General features: G+C 60.9%; 16 protein-coding genes. 10 read left to right on the top strand and 6 right to left on the bottom strand.

What is annotated here, in order from left to right; genetic code table 11:
* Nucleotides 1-13: 13 nt before the first annotated feature.
* From NKJ32_RS23125 to argE, 4 genes are all read right to left on the bottom strand, one after another.
* Nucleotides 14-1,057: a tartrate dehydrogenase gene (locus NKJ32_RS23125; RefSeq protein ID WP_352786753.1), complete on the bottom strand. Its 1,044-nt coding sequence runs from the start codon at nt 1,055-1,057 to the stop codon at nt 14-16.
* 171 nt (nt 1,058-1,228) lie between these two features.
* Nucleotides 1,229-1,585, bottom strand: a complete 357-nt coding sequence (locus NKJ32_RS23120) for a cupin domain-containing protein (RefSeq protein ID WP_352786754.1) — start codon at nt 1,583-1,585, stop codon at nt 1,229-1,231.
* Between the two features lie 14 nt (nt 1,586-1,599).
* Nucleotides 1,600-2,523, bottom strand: coding sequence for a 2-hydroxyacid dehydrogenase (locus tag NKJ32_RS23115; RefSeq protein WP_352786755.1), 924 nt, complete (start codon nt 2,521-2,523; stop codon nt 1,600-1,602).
* 16 nt (nt 2,524-2,539) lie between these two features.
* On the bottom strand, nt 2,540-3,664 hold the full coding sequence (gene argE, locus NKJ32_RS23110) for an acetylornithine deacetylase (protein WP_352786771.1): 1,125 nt from the start codon (nt 3,662-3,664) through the stop codon (nt 2,540-2,542).
* 242 nt (nt 3,665-3,906) lie between these two features.
* Here argE and NKJ32_RS23105 point away from each other — a divergent pair, with 242 nt between their 5' ends.
* The 6 genes from NKJ32_RS23105 to NKJ32_RS23080 all read left to right on the top strand — a co-directional run bounded on the left by NKJ32_RS23105 (nt 3,907) and on the right by NKJ32_RS23080 (nt 8,992).
* Entirely contained in the window at nt 3,907-4,785 is an 879-nt protein-coding gene (locus NKJ32_RS23105) for a GNAT family N-acetyltransferase (RefSeq protein WP_352786756.1), read from the top strand.
* A gap of 66 nt (nt 4,786-4,851) precedes the next feature.
* Nucleotides 4,852-5,031, top strand: coding sequence for a YdhR family protein (locus NKJ32_RS23100; protein ID WP_352455573.1), 180 nt, complete (start codon nt 4,852-4,854; stop codon nt 5,029-5,031).
* A gap of 433 nt (nt 5,032-5,464) precedes the next feature.
* A complete protein-coding gene (locus NKJ32_RS23095; protein WP_352829030.1) occupies nt 5,465-6,433 on the top strand; it encodes a helix-turn-helix domain-containing protein in 969 nt (322 codons plus the stop codon).
* Between the two features lie 145 nt (nt 6,434-6,578).
* Nucleotides 6,579-8,096: an aldehyde dehydrogenase gene (gene adh / locus NKJ32_RS23090; RefSeq protein ID WP_352786757.1), complete on the top strand. Its 1,518-nt coding sequence runs from the start codon at nt 6,579-6,581 to the stop codon at nt 8,094-8,096.
* Between the two features lie 69 nt (nt 8,097-8,165).
* Nucleotides 8,166-8,498, top strand: a complete 333-nt coding sequence (locus NKJ32_RS23085; protein ID WP_352455633.1) for a DUF779 domain-containing protein — start codon at nt 8,166-8,168, stop codon at nt 8,496-8,498.
* Between the two features lie 62 nt (nt 8,499-8,560).
* Complete coding sequence (locus tag NKJ32_RS23080) at nt 8,561-8,992, top strand: potassium channel family protein (protein WP_352593970.1); 432 nt, start codon at nt 8,561-8,563, stop codon at nt 8,990-8,992.
* A 12-nt stretch (nt 8,993-9,004) separates the two neighbouring features.
* Here the strand turns inward: NKJ32_RS23080 and hemN are convergent, their stop codons facing one another.
* Nucleotides 9,005-10,354: an oxygen-independent coproporphyrinogen III oxidase gene (gene hemN, locus NKJ32_RS23075; protein WP_352829005.1), complete on the bottom strand. Its 1,350-nt coding sequence runs from the start codon at nt 10,352-10,354 to the stop codon at nt 9,005-9,007.
* A 155-nt stretch (nt 10,355-10,509) separates the two neighbouring features.
* On the opposite strand from hemN, the gene NKJ32_RS23070 reads away from it, so the two are divergent.
* Nucleotides 10,510-11,238 (top strand): Crp/Fnr family transcriptional regulator, encoded by a 729-nt coding sequence (locus NKJ32_RS23070; RefSeq protein WP_352593968.1) that lies wholly within the window; start codon nt 10,510-10,512, stop codon nt 11,236-11,238.
* Here the strand turns inward: NKJ32_RS23070 and NKJ32_RS23065 are convergent.
* Nucleotides 11,235-11,651, bottom strand: coding sequence for a hemerythrin domain-containing protein (locus NKJ32_RS23065; RefSeq protein ID WP_352706550.1), 417 nt, complete (start codon nt 11,649-11,651; stop codon nt 11,235-11,237). The genes NKJ32_RS23070 and NKJ32_RS23065 overlap by 4 nt on opposite strands.
* A gap of 252 nt (nt 11,652-11,903) precedes the next feature.
* On the opposite strand from NKJ32_RS23065, the gene ccoN reads away from it, so the two are divergent.
* Genes ccoN through NKJ32_RS23050 form a run of 3 tightly spaced genes read left to right on the top strand, consistent with a single transcriptional unit; the run spans nt 11,904 to nt 14,419 of the window.
* Nucleotides 11,904-13,514, top strand: coding sequence for a cytochrome-c oxidase, cbb3-type subunit I (gene ccoN / locus NKJ32_RS23060; protein ID WP_352593967.1), 1,611 nt, complete (start codon nt 11,904-11,906; stop codon nt 13,512-13,514).
* Nucleotides 13,515-13,525: 11 nt separating this feature from the next.
* The gene (gene ccoO / locus NKJ32_RS23055) at nt 13,526-14,257 is read left to right on the top strand and encodes a cytochrome-c oxidase, cbb3-type subunit II (RefSeq protein WP_352578058.1); all 732 of its coding nucleotides are present in this window, start codon (nt 13,526-13,528) and stop codon (nt 14,255-14,257) included.
* Between the two features lie 12 nt (nt 14,258-14,269).
* Entirely contained in the window at nt 14,270-14,419 is a 150-nt protein-coding gene (locus NKJ32_RS23050) for a CcoQ/FixQ family Cbb3-type cytochrome c oxidase assembly chaperone (RefSeq protein ID WP_023759205.1), read from the top strand.
* The last annotated feature ends 2 nt before the right edge of the window (nt 14,420-14,421 follow it).

Here is a 14,421-nt window from a genome sequence, read left to right as displayed (position 1 = left end):
TTCCTCTGCTTTTTCAGATCAATCCTGCCAGCACGGCCTGCGTGATTGTTTCAGTCCTGTCCTTGCCAGCGATCGTGCCAATCCCCCGCGCGGTTGCGGACTCGATTGCGGACATCACTTCTGCCGCAGCCTGCCCCTCACCCAGATGCTCGAGCATCATCGCACCGGACCAGATCGTGGCGATCGGATTGGCGACACCGAGATGCCCGATGTCGGGCGCCGAACCATGGACCGGCTCGAACATGGAAGGCGCGCTGCGATCGGGATTGATATTGGCGGAGGCGGCGTAACCCAGCCCGCCCTGAATGGCCGCTCCAATATCGGTGAGGATGTCGCCGAAAAGGTTCGATGCGACGATTACGTCGAGGCTTTCCGGCGCCAGGACCATACGGGCGGCAATGGCGTCGATGTGGTAGTGCGAGACCTCCACATCGGCATAGTCTTTTGCCAACTCGCGCGTGACCTCATCCCAGAAAACCATGGTGTGTTTCTGCGCGTTGGATTTGGTGACAGATGCGAGCTTCCTGCGACGCGCCCGCGCCTGTTCGAAACCGAAACGGATGATCCGTTCGACACCCGTACGCGTGAAGATCGCAGTCTCTACCGCGACCTCATCGGCCGTGCCGGAATGAACGCGCCCACCGGCGCCGGAATATTCGCCTTCCGTATTCTCGCGGATGCACAGGATATCGAAACCATCGGAGCGCAGCGGCCCCTGAACGCCCGGCAACAGCCGGTGCGGTCGTATGTTGGCGTACTGCGTGAACCCTCTCCGGATCGGCAGGAGCAGTCCGTGAAGCGATACCGAGTCGGGCACTTCCGCGGACCAACCCACAGCGCCGAGATAGATCGCATCGAATTTTCGAAGTGTCTCGATGCCGTCTGACGGCATCATTGCACCGGTCTCCAGGTAGTAGGCGCACGACCACGGGAATCTTGTGTCATCAAGGGCGAAACCGCCCCGCTTAGCCGCCGCCTGTAGCACCTGCCATGCCGCCTGCGTGACGTCCTTGCCGATGCCGTCGCCGGGGATGAGCGCTATCTTGTAGGTCTTCATTGATGGAGGTCCTCATTCGCACTAACGTCATCGGAAGAATAGTCGACCGCCTGCCGCATTTTCCGTCGAGGATGAGCCGTGTGACGGCGTCGAATCGCGTCAGGCGGAACTTGAAAAGCCGATTGTTCTGAAGCCTCCGCGCGCTATTCGGCGGGACTTTGAGCGCTGAACTCAGTCATAAACGCAGACGTAGATCTTGCGCACGGTCTCGATAGTGCGCCAGACGCCGACGAAACCAGGCTTCATCACGAAACTGTCGCCGGCGCGGTAGGTCTTGGTCTCACCGCCCTTCTCCTCGATTTCGACGAGACCCGAAACTATGTGGCAGAACTCATAGATAATGCCCTTGATCGAATGCGTCTCGCCGGGCGTCGCCTCCCAGACACCGGTGAGCACCTTTTCGCCCTTCGAGGCATCCTGCGCCCAGGTCTTGAAGGATGGATTGCCGGAAATGAGCCGCTCCGGAGCCGGTAGTGCCTCCTTCGGCGCGAAGTCTGGAACTGTGTCGATCGTGATCAGAAGTGACATGTGATGTTTCCTGGTTAGTAGCCGAGTGTCCGATCGACGAGGCCGATCAGTTCTTCTCCGGCGCGGTGGCGCCGGATGTTGTCAACGACGGATTGTGCCGCCGTATGCGGTTGCGTCACCGAGGCGATGTGCGGCGTTATCATCACCTTCGGATGCGACCACAGCGGATGGTCTTCCGGGAGCGGTTCTGGATCAGTGACATCAAGCATCGCCGCAGCTACGTGACCGGTGTCGAGCGCGTTGATCAGCGCGGCCTGGTCCAGTTGCGGACCCCTGCCGACATGCAGCAGCTGCGCCCCGACGGGCAGCAAGTCGAAGAACTCTGCATCGAGCACGCCGCACGTTTGTTCCGTGAGCGGGAGCAGGCAGACGAGAATATCCGTTTGCTTCAGAAAGCCCGCGAGTTGGTCCGTGCCGTGAAAACAGGCGACGTCCTCTATCCGCTTTTCGCTGCGGCTCCACCCGGCAAGCGGAAACTGGAAGGGCTTCAAGCGCTCGATAGCCGCCTGGGCCAGCATGCCAAGGCCGAGGAAGCCAACCCGGCGTTCGGCCGCCTGTCGAGCGGCAATCGGTTGCCAGAGGCATCTTTTCTGCTGCTCAAGATAGGCGGGCATCTCGCGGTGGAGCGCCAACACGCCGAGCGCGACGTATTCCTGCATCATGCGTATGATGCCGTCCTCGACCATGCGCACAAGCTTCACATGGCTTGGCACCACGTCCTGCTTGAACTGGTCGACGCCCGCTCCGATGGAAAACAGCACTTCCAGATTGCGGTAGCGCGAGATCTCGTCCGGCACAGTCCAGGTGATGAGATAGCGCACCTTCTCCGGCTCCGTCTCGTCCCCGGAATGGACGAATTCCAGATCCGGGAGCTGGCGCGCAAAGACCTCGCGGAAGACCGCAGCACGCGCCGCATCGGAATTGAAAAGAAACGCCATGGTGACCGCCCTTCCTTCAGGCCGCAAGACGCGCGCCGAGCCCCTCGATCATCTTCCGGCAAGCGGCGAGTTCACCAATCTCGATATATTCGTCGGGACAATGGGCACGGCCGATGTCGCCGGGTCCGCAAACGACCGCATCGATGCCGGCGTGCTGATAAAGTCCGGCCTCCGTGCCGTAACTCACAGCTGTCAGCGGCTCCTGCCCAGTCAGCTCCGTCAGAACGGCCGCTAGCTCACTCCCGTTAGCGGGCGCAAGGGCAGGATAGGTGCTCAACTCGTGCCACGCCACATCAAAGCCGCTGTCTCGCAGGGCGAAAAGCCGGGCCTTGACCGGCTCAAGCAGGGAGGCTGGAGAAACGCCGGGCAAGGCACGCGCCTCGATATCGGCTGTGCAGTGACCAGCGATGATGTTGACCGCCTGTCCACCGGCGATGACGCCCACTTGCAAGGAAGAATACGGGGGCTCGAAATTTTGATCGAGCGGCCCGTCGGCGAGGGATTGGCCGTAGGCCACGGCGTGCGCGATGACGCCGGCCATGGCGTGCACGGCGTTGAGTCCGAGATCGGGGCGTGAGGAATGGCCGGATCGCCCGATCACCTCGAGCCGCGCGGCGGCCTTCCCCTTGTGCGCGCGCACGGGCTGCATCCGGCTCGGCTCGCCGACAATCGCGCCAAGCGGCCTCTCGCATAAGCTCGGCAACGCGGCTAGGAGATGCGGCACACCACGGCACCCCGCCTCTTCGTCATATGAGAATGCGAGATGAACTGGCTGCCGCAGATTCATCGCCGCAAGTCCTGGGAGCGCCGCCAATGCGCAGGCGAGGAAGCCCTTCATGTCGGAGGTGCCGCGGCCGTAAAGCCTGCCGCCCTCGCGACGCAGAACGAACGGGTCCGAGCTCCATTCCGGCTCGCCGGCCGGGACGACATCCATATGCCCGGAGATGATATAGCCCCGACCCTGGCGCGGGCCGATCGTGAGGAAAAGGTTGGACCGGTCGCCCTCGGGACCGGCGAGAACCGTCACCTCGGCTCCGGCTGCCTGACAGTAGTCGCGGATCCAATCGACGATCGCGCCGTTTGGCGTGCCCACAACAGAGGGAAATGCAACCAGGGTCGCGAGGATTTCTTCCACGTTCATGGCGGTCCGCTCTGCTTGCACACTATCACCGGGTGCAACCAGCCTATCCGCAGGCAGCAGTGTTCCCTGCCGAATTGCGTCGTGCTTTGGCCGAAGATTGCGAAAAAGCACCTCGAACCAGCGAAACCTGCTGGCTTTCCCGTATAATGCTGCGGCAAAAGAGGTATGTCGCGACATGGCGATCGATGACAGGATCAACACCGCGTGCCTTGCGCATTCGTTGAAGGAGCGGATCGATTGAGATGCAGAGATCAGTACGCCTGAAATCCTTCGAACTGGTCGCGCGGGACATTGATGATGTCGACGTCAAGCTACTGCACGCGCTGTCGATCTCAGTCCGCTGGCCTCACCGGCCGAAGGATTGGGACTTTCTGCGCCGTGCAGGACGCGGCATTGTTGCCGTTGATGGTATTGGACGCGTTTTCGGGAGCGCGATGTGGTTTCCCCACGGGGACGACTTTGCCACCATTGGCCTGGTGATCACAACGCCACGCACACAAGCGCAAGGAGGCGGCCGATGGCTCATGGACCTAGTCCTTGAGCAGTGCGGCGATCGCAATTTGGCGCTCAACGCGACCCATGCTGCCTACCCCCTCTACGTTTCACTCGGCTTCACGACCGAGGCGATCGTATACCAGCGCCAGGGGGAGGTCCCACAAACACTCCCGGCTATGCCGGCCTTGAACGGTGAATTGCAGGCGCTGTCGAGCGACAGGCTTAAGGACATCACGCCGCTGGATACGCGCGCGTTAGGGCTAAACCGCGAGAGGCTGCTCGCGTTGCTCGCAGCGGATGCCTCAATCTGCACTTTGAGCCGCGGCGGCGAAATCGTCGGCTATTCCATGTGTCGCGAGTTCGGTCGTGGTCACGTGATCGGCCCCATGGTCGCGCGAAACGATCTCGACGCGGTCCATCTTACAGCCCTGCATCTGAAGGAACTGGCAGGACGATTCGCCCGCGTCGACACCCGCGAGAAGGATGGCGTGTTTGCCGCGTTTCTCCAGCAGAGCGGCCTCGGCATTGCCGAGACCGTTACGACCATGTCCAAAGGGCGCCGCTTCCTGAACCGGCAAGACAATGGGCCTTGGGTCTATGGATTGGCCGGCCACGCCTTGAGCTGAATGCAAGCATACTGTCGCCTTCAACCAGCCGTCAGAGAATCAATGAGCCCGGGCTGATCTGGAAGTGTGGACCGAGGCGCCCGATCGAGATGTCGCGGGCGGGTCTATTTGTTCGACAGCGTCGAGCACGCGCAAGCGTATACCGAGAAACATTCCGCGCACCTGAACTGTTTCGGTATCGCCGACATCGGCGTTCGCTCGTACGCTGTCAACGAACGGCTGTCGATGGCCACCCGTGGACGATGAGCCGATATTGATATGTAATAATTTGGTGGGCCCGGAGGATGTGCCGAAAGCGTTGATTTGTTGGGTTTTGGAGGCCACAATCAGAAAGCTTCCCGTATTGTTCCGCACGATCCCGCAGCTGATTATGGTCAGCCGTCTTTGCTATGGATCAATGAATGCCCAGTTCATACCGGTAGGCTTGCGGGGATCAGCCGAACAGTTGCCTGGAAGAGAGAGAGAGTGTGTGTGTGTGGGGGGGCACAGGCGAGGACGACTACCCATTGGCCAACGTCACTGACTGACAGGAAAACATAGCGGATGTCTGGTTCTTCTGTCGAATTGACAGTGCGGTGATCGAAAGCGGAACTTGGCAGGACACCAGCGTTAGCTTGCCTTGAAGCAGCCGTGGTTTAGTAGCCGACAGGAAGAGAGCTGGGGTTCTGGGAGGACAAGCATGGGTGAGGATCTATCCGGTCATCACGCCGACCGCGTTCAGGCCGCGATCGCTTCGGACGCGGCGGCGAAGTCCGCGCTGGTCGCTTCCTGGCGACGGTCTTCCAGTCTGCACCGGCTCGATCCGGCCGATTGCAGCCCCCCACGCTATCTGACAGAGGCGGAATTGGGAGAGGCCCGGCAACGCATCGGGCCGCTCGTCCGGGTTGCTCAATCAAGCCTGGACCGGCTCTATCTTGCGGTGGGCGGCGTTGGATGCTGCGTCCTGCTCGCCGATCGCGACGGCGTGCCGGTCGAACGGCGCGGCGCGCCTGTGGACGACGAGACGTTTCGTTCCTGGGGGTTATGGACAGGGTCCGTCTGGAACGAGGAGAGCGAGGGCACCAACGGTATCGGCACCTGTCTGGTGGAACAGCGCGTCCTGACGATCCACCGTGATCAGCATTTTCACACGCGCAACACCGGGCTGAGCTGCACCACGGCTCCGATTTATGATCACCGTGGAGACCTTGCGGCTGCCCTTGACGTGTCTTCCTGCCGGGCTGATCTGACCGAGGTCTTCTCCAAGCTTATTTCCATGGCCGTCGTCGACGCGTCGCGTCGGATCGAGGCCGAGAACTTCAAAATGGCATTCCCCAAGGCGCGCATTCTGCTGGCGCCGGTGCCCGACAAGGGTTCCGGCGCGTTGATCGCGGTTGATGCGGACGACCTTGTGGTCGGCGCGACCCGTTCGGCTCGCCTGGCGCTTGGAATTACGCAACAGTGTCTCGACAAGCCGATGCCTGCGGCCGATCTGCTCGGTTGGGCCGAGAGCCGCCCCGAAGTCCTCGCCGAGGCGGAGCGCGGCGTTCTGCAGCGGGCGCTGGCGCGCGCAGACGGAAATGTCTCGGCCGCGGCCCATGCGCTCGGCATCAGTCGCGCCACGCTTCACCGCAAACTCAACCGCCTGGACGTCCACAGGTCCCACTGACTTTTGAAACGTCGCGTGACTGTCGCAATTCTGCGACACACCCGCCCGCCCACTGTCCCCGGCGCATTGGCAATAGCGGTGGGAGATCGCAAGTGTCTTCCCGAAGCGTCGCATTCCGCGGCGCCAGCTTTGCGGAGGAAGACACATGAACAAGGTAGAATTCTCACGCCCGGTCAAGGCGCCCTTCGATAAGCGCTACGGCAATTTCATCGGTGGCAAATGGGCCGAGCCGCGTTCGGGCCGTTATTTCGAAAACTTCTCGCCGGTGAATGGTCAGTTGCTCTGCGAGGTGGGTCGCTCGGATGCCCAGGACATCGAGGCGGCTTTAGACGCTGCCCATGCCGCCAAGGACGCCTGGGGGCGCACGAGCGTGGCCGAGCGCTCACTCATCCTCAATCGCATCGCCGATCGCATGGAGGAAAACCTCGATCTCCTCGCATCTGCCGAAACCTGGGACAACGGCAAGCCGATCCGCGAAACGACCGCCGCCGACCTGCCTCTAGCCATCGACCATTTCCGCTATTTCGCCGGTGCCTTGCGTGGCCAGGAAGGCAGCCTTTCGCAGATCGACGACGATACCGTTGCCTATCATTTCCATGAGCCGCTCGGGGTGGTTGGCCAGATCATCCCGTGGAACTTCCCGCTGCTGATGGCCTGCTGGAAGCTTGCTCCCGCGCTTGCCGCCGGAAACTGCGTCGTGCTGAAGCCTGCCGAGCAGACGCCGGCTGCCATCTTGCTGTGGGCCGATCTTATCGGCGATCTGCTGCCGCCGGGTGTGCTCAACATTGTCAACGGCTTCGGCCTCGAAGCCGGTAAGCCGCTCGCGTCGTCGCCGCGCATTGCCAAAATCGCCTTCACCGGAGAAACCACGACCGGCCGGCTGATCATGCAGTATGCCAGCCAGAACCTGATCCCCGTCACCCTGGAACTGGGCGGCAAGTCGCCCAACATCTTCTTCAAGGACGTTGTCGCCGAAGACGACGATTTCTTCGACAAGGCGATCGAAGGCTTCGTCATGTTCGCGCTGAATCAGGGCGAAGTCTGCACCTGCCCGAGCCGCGCGCTCATTCATGAATCGATCTACGACAGGTTCATGGAACGTGCGCTGAAGCGTGTCGAGGCGATCGTGCAGGGCGATCCGCTCGACCCCGCAACGATGATCGGTGCCCAGGCATCATCCGAGCAGTTGGAAAAGATCCTGGCCTACATCGACATCGGCCGCCAGGAAGGCGCCGAGTTGCTGACCGGTGGCGAGCGCAACGTCCTGCCCGGCGATCTCGCCGGCGGCTACTACGTGAAGCCGACGGTGTTCAAGGGCCACAACAAGATGCGCATCTTCCAGGAAGAGATCTTCGGACCGGTGGTCTCGGTCACGACCTTCAAGGACGACGACGAAGCGCTCAGCATAGCCAACGATACGCTCTACGGCCTCGGCGCCGGTATCTGGACACGCGACAGCAACCGCGCCTACCGGTTCGGCCGCGCGATCCAGGCGGGCCGCGTCTGGACCAACTGCTACCACGCCTATCCCGCGCATGCGGCCTTCGGCGGCTACAAGCAGTCCGGCATCGGCCGCGAGACGCACAAGATGATGCTCGACCACTACCAGCAGACCAAAAACATGCTGGTCAGCTACAGCCCGAAGAAGCTCGGCTTCTTCTGATCGCCGCTTTGACCCACAGGCGCGGCTCCGCGAGGGGGCCGCGCCAAAGGCTGGAAATCGGAAAACATGATGCGAGCGAAGGTCACAGCGACACCGGCAGCCCTTGAACTGATCGCCGAGATTGTCGCCGAGCACGGTCCGGTGCTGTTTCATCAATCCGGCGGCTGCTGCGACGGCTCTTCGCCGATGTGCTATCCGCGTATCGGCTTCATCGTGGGCGACCAGGACGTGCTGCTCGGCCACATCGGCGACGCGCCGTTCTACATCGGTGCGTCGCAATTCGAGGCTTGGAAACATACCGATCTCATCATCGACGTGGTGCCGGGTCGCGGTGGCATGTTCTCGCTGGATAACGGGCGGGAGAAGCGGTTCCTGACCCGGTCGACAATCTGCACCGCATAGGCGAAACCTGCCGGTTTGATTTCGAGCAAGGAAGGCACCGCAGCAATCTCTACCTTCCGAAGATGATCCTCAATCTGCTCATCGGCACCGTCGTCATTAGCCTTACGGTCCTGGTTCACACCTTTGGTCTGATCGTGGTCACACATGTGATGGGTCACCTGGTCGCCCGGTTTCGCATGCACGGGCGCCGCAGCCGCATCGTTGCGATGATCAGCGTGGTGATGGGGCTCTTTGCCATCATGACCGCAGAGGTGTGGCTCTGGGCAGGACTATACCGGCTGCTCGATATCTTTCCTGACTTCGAAACCGCGCTGTACTTTTCCACCATCACCTTCTCGACCGTCGGCTACGGCGACATTGTGCCCGCTCACGCATGGCGCGTCCTCGCGGCGCTAGAGGGCGTGAACGGATTTCTTCTGATTGGCTGGTCGACCGCCTATCTGATCGCGGCCGGCACCCGCATTGGCCCATTCAAGGCCGGCGAGCATTTCTGAACGGGCGATCGTTCAGACCGCTACGGAATGCCTGGCTGTACCGGTTTCGAAATATTTGTCGAACTTCGCCGCGATGCTTCTGACAAAGGGCCGGCTTTCCGCCGGCACGACGAAGCGGTCACCATCAAGTTCAAGCAGCCGCGCAGGACCATGAAGAGCCGTGGAACTCGCCTTGAGGAGAAGTCTTTGGCCGGCTTCGCCAAAGCGCTCCACCAGCTCAATCGCCGAGAAGGCGAAGTCACACATCAATCGCTCGATGATCCAGCCGCGAACACGGTCGTCGTCGGAAAGCGCGATACCCCGAACAGCGGCCAGCCCGCCATCAGCAACCATGCGTCCATACTCGGCGGTCGAAGGCATGTTCTGTGCATAGCCCTGGCGAAACTGGCTGATGGATGACGGGCCAAGGCCAATCAAGGTCTCGCAGCGATCCTCGGTATAGCCCTGGAAGTTCCGGTGCAGTGTTCCGGCGCGGGCGGCAAGCGCGAGGGCATCGCCCGGTTTGGCGAAATGGTCGAGCCCGATTGCTTCGTATCCCTGGTCCACGATCGCCCGCGCCGCAAGTTGCGATTGAGCAAACCGCTCTGCCGGACCCGGCAGCCATGCCTCGTCGATCATCGTCTGATGTTTCTTGGACCACGGCACATGGGCGTAGCCAAAAAGCGCTATCCGGTCCGGTTCCAGGGTCAGTGCCTGCGCGACGGTGGAGGAGACACTCTCCCTGGTCTGGTGTGGCAAGCCGTAGAGCAGGTCCAGATTGACCGATTCGACGCCGCGCGAACGAACGCCGTCGACTACCGCTTTGGTCTGAAAAAAGCTCTGCTCGCGGTTAATTGCCTTTTGCACCTTCGGGTCAAAATCCTGGACGCCGAGGCTCGCACGGGTCATGCCGATTTCGGCGAGTGCGTCGAGGCGGGCATCGTCCATATCATTGGGTTCGATTTCGACGCTGATCTTGGCGCCGGGAAGAAAGGTGAAGCTGTTGCGCAGGGCGGTTCCCAGCGCCACCAGATCCTCCGGTTTGAGCATCGTTGGCGAACCGCCGCCGAAATGGACGGCACGCACGCGGCCCTTGCCTGCGACAAGACCGGCGACGGTGGCGATCTCGGCATGCAGTGAGCGAAGATATGTGGTCACCGGTTCGTAGTGGCGTGTCTGCTTGGTATGGCAGGCACAGAACCAGCAAAGCTTGTCGCAGTACGGGATGTGCAGATAGAGCGATATCTCGTGGCCCTCGTCGAGCGCCTGCAGCCAGCCCCGACAAACGGCAGCATCGACGCTTGCATTGAAATGCGGCGCTGTCGGGTAGCTCGTATAGCGCGGCACGTTCTCACCAAGTCTGGCAACTAATTCTGGCCGCACGTCTCTATCCGCTCCACTTTGCATGGCCCGACGTTGCCCACATTACTGGCCGGTAGCCTTGATTTCGGTCAAAGTCCGCGGTGGACAAACTGCCGCAAGGATTTTCCTGCCGCCGATGCTATCTTGCCGGCACTTTGGGTCCTCGGACGACCATGATGACAGTGCGTCAGGATATTCACAGCACCGGCATTCCAGTGCTTTGCCGATCATGCGAAGCGCGCCACCATGGCGTCTGCGGCGCGCTCGATCCCGATCAACTGGTGGGCCTCGCCAAGACCTCATCGAAGCACACCGTTGAACCGGGCGCAGAACTGATTGGTGACACCCAGACCGTCGACCGTTATTCGAACGTACTTTCCGGCGTGGTGAAGCTCACAAAGAGCCTGTCGGACGGACGCCAGCAGATTGTCGGCCTCCAGTTTGCCCCCGATTTCCTGGGCAGGCCCTTCAAGGTGGAGAGCGCGATCAACGCCGAAGCCGCAACGACCGTTTCCCTGTGTTCCTTTCCAAAAGCCGCCATCGAACGCATGATGAAGGAATCGCCACAGCTCGAGCACCGTCTCTTCAAGCAGACGCTCAATGAACTAGACGAAGCACGAGACTGGATGGTGACGCTGGGGCGCAAGAGTGCTGCGGAAAAGGTGGCGAGCTTTCTCCTGATGATCGCCAGGAATATCGATCCCACGCTTGACCCGGCGGCCCAGTCGACAAGCTTTGACCTGCCGCTGACGCGCGCCGACATCGCCGATTTTCTCGGCTTGACGATCGAGACGGTCAGCCGCCAACTGACCAGGCTGAGAACAGACAGCGTAATCCGGATCGACAACAACCGGCACATGACTGTGGAGAACATGAGCCGGCTGCAGCGACGCTCCGGCGCCTAACCGGCATCGACGACCCCGATCATCGGCAAGACGTGCTCGCGTTCGAAGGCGATATGCCGGCGCAAGCTTTCGAATAAGCCGCGCAGCATGAAGCCGACAGCCTCGGCATTCTCGACTGTCTCGCCATGGCCGATCGCCAGCAGGATTTCAGTCACCTCGCCGGCGAAGCATTCGTCCTCGACGTGTTCTGCGCGCAATCGACGAGTTGAAGCAAGGTTGGAATCGCTGCCAGTCAAAGCAGCCTCGTAGGCCGGAAAGATAACCGTCTCCTCGTATTGGTGAATGTTGCGCAACAGCGGAACGATCGCGTTGGCCACGCCAATACACTTCAGGCGATCTGCGGCCGGCAACGTATCGGCGATCTTTTCCAAGGCGTCACAAAGCCGCAGCTTTTCCCCATGGGCACGTTTCATCACAGCGCCAGGGAGGAACTCTCGATCGAACCGTGCGACCGGCATGGAAATCTCGCGGCGGGCTTCAAACAGCGACGATTTCCGCTCGTTCTCCCCGTCCAATGAAAGCCTCCTGATCGTTTGCGAGTTCGAAGCTGCCCAATCCAAAAGCAAATGGCTTTGACATGGATCAAGGCAGCGACGACGCGACTGCTGAATTGGTGTCAAGCGGATTGGTATCCGCGCATCCCAATCCGAGGTCGGGGACAGGTCATGAAGTTCGGCACGCAAATCTTCGCCTTGGGCCTGTTCACATTTGCGGCCCTTGTGGCAGCCGGGTTCGGTGTGGACGAGCCATTCCGGCAGCATATGTGGGTACTGTTTTTTGTGCTGCTCGGCTTTGTCGCCATCCTCATCCGCAACACGAATTTCGAAGTGGCTGCTCCGATCGACCCGTCCGCCTACATGGATGGGCCAGTCCGCTATGGCGCCATCGCCACCATGTTCTGGGGTGTCGTCGGCATGCTGGTCGGCGTCGTCATTGCGCTGCAACTTGCCTACCCCGATCTCAACATTCAGCCCTGGTTTAACTTCGGCCGTTTACGGCCATTGCATACGTCGGGCGTCGTCTTCGCCTTTGGCGGCAATGCGCTGCTCTGCACGTCCCTGTATGTCGTCCAGCGCACCTGCCGCGCGCGGCTGTTCGGCGGCGATCTCGGTTGGTTCGTGTTTTGGGGCTACCAGCTCTTCATCGTCATGGCCGCGACCGGCTACCTGCTCGGCATCACCGAGAGCCGCGAATACGCCGAACCCGAATGGTATGTGGATATCTGGCTGACCATCGTCTGGGTCGCCTATCTCATCCTGTTCCTCGGCACGATCCTGAAGCGCAAGGAGCCGCACATCTACGTCGCCAACTGGTTTTACCTGTCCTTCATCGTCACCATCGCGATGCTGCATGTGGTCAACAACCTGTCGATGCCGGCCTCATTCCTGGGTTCCAAGAGCTACTCCGCCTTTTCCGGCGTCCAAGACGCCCTGACGCAATGGTGGTACGGCCACAACGCCGTCGGCTTTTTCCTCACCGCCGGCTTCCTCGGCATGATGTATTACTTCGTGCCCAAGCAGGCGAACCGGCCGGTCTATTCCTACCGGCTGTCGATCGTCCATTTTTGGGCGATCATCTTTCTATACATCTGGGCCGGCCCCCATCACCTGCACTACACCGCCCTGCCCGACTGGGCGCAGACACTCGGCATGGTGTTCTCGATCATGCTGTGGATGCCGTCATGGGGCGGCATGATCAACGGCCTGATGACGCTGTCGGGCGCCTGGGACAAGCTGCGCACCGATCCGATTATCCGCATGATGGTGATGGCCATCGCCTTCTACGGCATGTCGACCTTCGAAGGTCCCATGATGTCGATCAAGACGGTCAATTCGCTGTCGCACTATACCGACTGGACCATAGGTCACGTGCACTCCGGTGCGCTCGGCTGGGTTGGGATGATCTCGTTCGGCGCGATCTATTACATGGTGCCGAAGCTTTGGAACCGCCAACGTCTCTATTCGCTGCGGCTCGTCACCTGGCACTTCTGGCTGGCGACGCTCGGCATCGTCGTCTACGCGGCCGTCATGTGGGTGTCCGGCATCATGCAGGGCCTGATGTGGCGCGAATACGACGAGCAGGGCTTCCTGGTCTACTCCTTTGCCGAAACCGTGGCCGCCATGCACCCCTACTATGTCATGCGCGCCATCGGCGGGGCCATGTACCTCTCCGGCGCCCTGATCATGGCCTGGAACATCGCCATGACCATCCTCGGCTACCAGCGCGAGGAAGAGCCGATGCCGGGCTCCCTGCCCGTCCTGCAGCCTGCCGAATAAGGAGCCAGACAATGGGCTTGATGGACAAACACGCGCTGATCGAGAAGAACGCCACGCTTCTGCTCATCGGCTCTCTTCTTGTGGTGACTGTCGGCGGCATCGTCGAGATCGCACCGCTCTTCTATCTCGACAACACGATCGAGAAGGTCGAGGGCATGCGCCCTTACTCGCCGCTCGAACTTGTCGGGCGCAACATCTATGTGCGCGAGGGTTGCTACCTCTGCCATAGCCAGATGATCAGACCGTTCCGCGACGAGGTCGAGCGCTATGGTCACTACAGTCTGGCGGCCGAGTCGATGTACGATCATCCTTTCCAATGGGGATCGAAGCGCACCGGACCGGACCTCGCCAGGGTTGGCGACCGCTATTCCAATCAATGGCATGTCGAGCACCTTACGGATCCTCGTTCGGTGGTGCCTGAATCAATCATGCCGAGCTATGCGTTCCTGAAAGACACGCCGATCGAGGTGAAGGATTTCTCGACGCATCTGGTCGCCAACAGCCGTGTCGGTGTCCCCTACGGCGACGACATGATCGCACACGCCAGCGCCGACTTGATGGCGCAGGCTGATCCCAACGCCGACACATCCGGCCTCGAAGCCCGCTACCCCAAAGCCAAGATCGGCGACTTCGACGGCAACCCGCAACAGGTCACCGAAATGGACGCCCTCGTCGCCTATTTGCAGATGCTCGGCACGCTGGTCGATTTCAAGAACTACGACGAAGCCGCCGGCTACCGCTGAGGAGTTTTATCCATGGATTACAATTTGATGCGGGAGTTTGCCGACAGCTGGGGTCTGGTCGCCATGGCGCTTTTCTTTGTCGGCGCAATTGCCTTCGCCCTGCGCCCCGGCAGCCGCAAGTTGGCCGACGAAGCTGCCCGGATTCCCCTTGAGGACGAGTGATC

Source organism: Mesorhizobium sp. M0159, assembly GCF_040322295.1.
In the GTDB taxonomy this organism is placed as follows: domain Bacteria; phylum Pseudomonadota; class Alphaproteobacteria; order Rhizobiales; family Rhizobiaceae; genus Mesorhizobium.
The sequence above is the reverse complement of the archived record's forward strand: the minus strand, read 5'-3'. Positions and strand labels throughout refer to the sequence as shown.

What these genes read in the sequence shown, in the direction of transcription:
- ccoO (WP_352578058.1), top strand. Translation starts at nt 13,526, where the DNA reads ATGGGCTTGATGGACAAACACGCGCTGATCGAGAAGAACGCCACGCTT.
- NKJ32_RS23120 (WP_352786754.1), bottom strand. Translation starts at nt 1,585, where the DNA reads ATGTCACTTCTGATCACGATCGACACAGTTCCAGACTTCGCGCCGAAG.
- NKJ32_RS23095 (WP_352829030.1), top strand. Translation starts at nt 5,465, where the DNA reads ATGGGTGAGGATCTATCCGGTCATCACGCCGACCGCGTTCAGGCCGCG.
- NKJ32_RS23115 (WP_352786755.1), bottom strand. Translation starts at nt 2,523, where the DNA reads ATGGCGTTTCTTTTCAATTCCGATGCGGCGCGTGCTGCGGTCTTCCGC.
- adh (WP_352786757.1), top strand. Translation starts at nt 6,579, where the DNA reads ATGAACAAGGTAGAATTCTCACGCCCGGTCAAGGCGCCCTTCGATAAG.
- NKJ32_RS23085 (WP_352455633.1), top strand. Translation starts at nt 8,166, where the DNA reads ATGCGAGCGAAGGTCACAGCGACACCGGCAGCCCTTGAACTGATCGCC.
- argE (WP_352786771.1), bottom strand. Translation starts at nt 3,664, where the DNA reads ATGAACGTGGAAGAAATCCTCGCGACCCTGGTTGCATTTCCCTCTGTT.
- NKJ32_RS23065 (WP_352706550.1), bottom strand. Translation starts at nt 11,651, where the DNA reads ATGAAACGTGCCCATGGGGAAAAGCTGCGGCTTTGTGACGCCTTGGAA.
- NKJ32_RS23125 (WP_352786753.1), bottom strand. Translation starts at nt 1,057, where the DNA reads ATGAAGACCTACAAGATAGCGCTCATCCCCGGCGACGGCATCGGCAAG.
- ccoN (WP_352593967.1), top strand. Translation starts at nt 11,904, where the DNA reads ATGAAGTTCGGCACGCAAATCTTCGCCTTGGGCCTGTTCACATTTGCG.
- NKJ32_RS23105 (WP_352786756.1), top strand. Translation starts at nt 3,907, where the DNA reads ATGCAGAGATCAGTACGCCTGAAATCCTTCGAACTGGTCGCGCGGGAC.
- NKJ32_RS23050 (WP_023759205.1), top strand. Translation starts at nt 14,270, where the DNA reads ATGGATTACAATTTGATGCGGGAGTTTGCCGACAGCTGGGGTCTGGTC.
- NKJ32_RS23080 (WP_352593970.1), top strand. Translation starts at nt 8,561, where the DNA reads ATGATCCTCAATCTGCTCATCGGCACCGTCGTCATTAGCCTTACGGTC.
- NKJ32_RS23070 (WP_352593968.1), top strand. Translation starts at nt 10,510, where the DNA reads ATGACAGTGCGTCAGGATATTCACAGCACCGGCATTCCAGTGCTTTGC.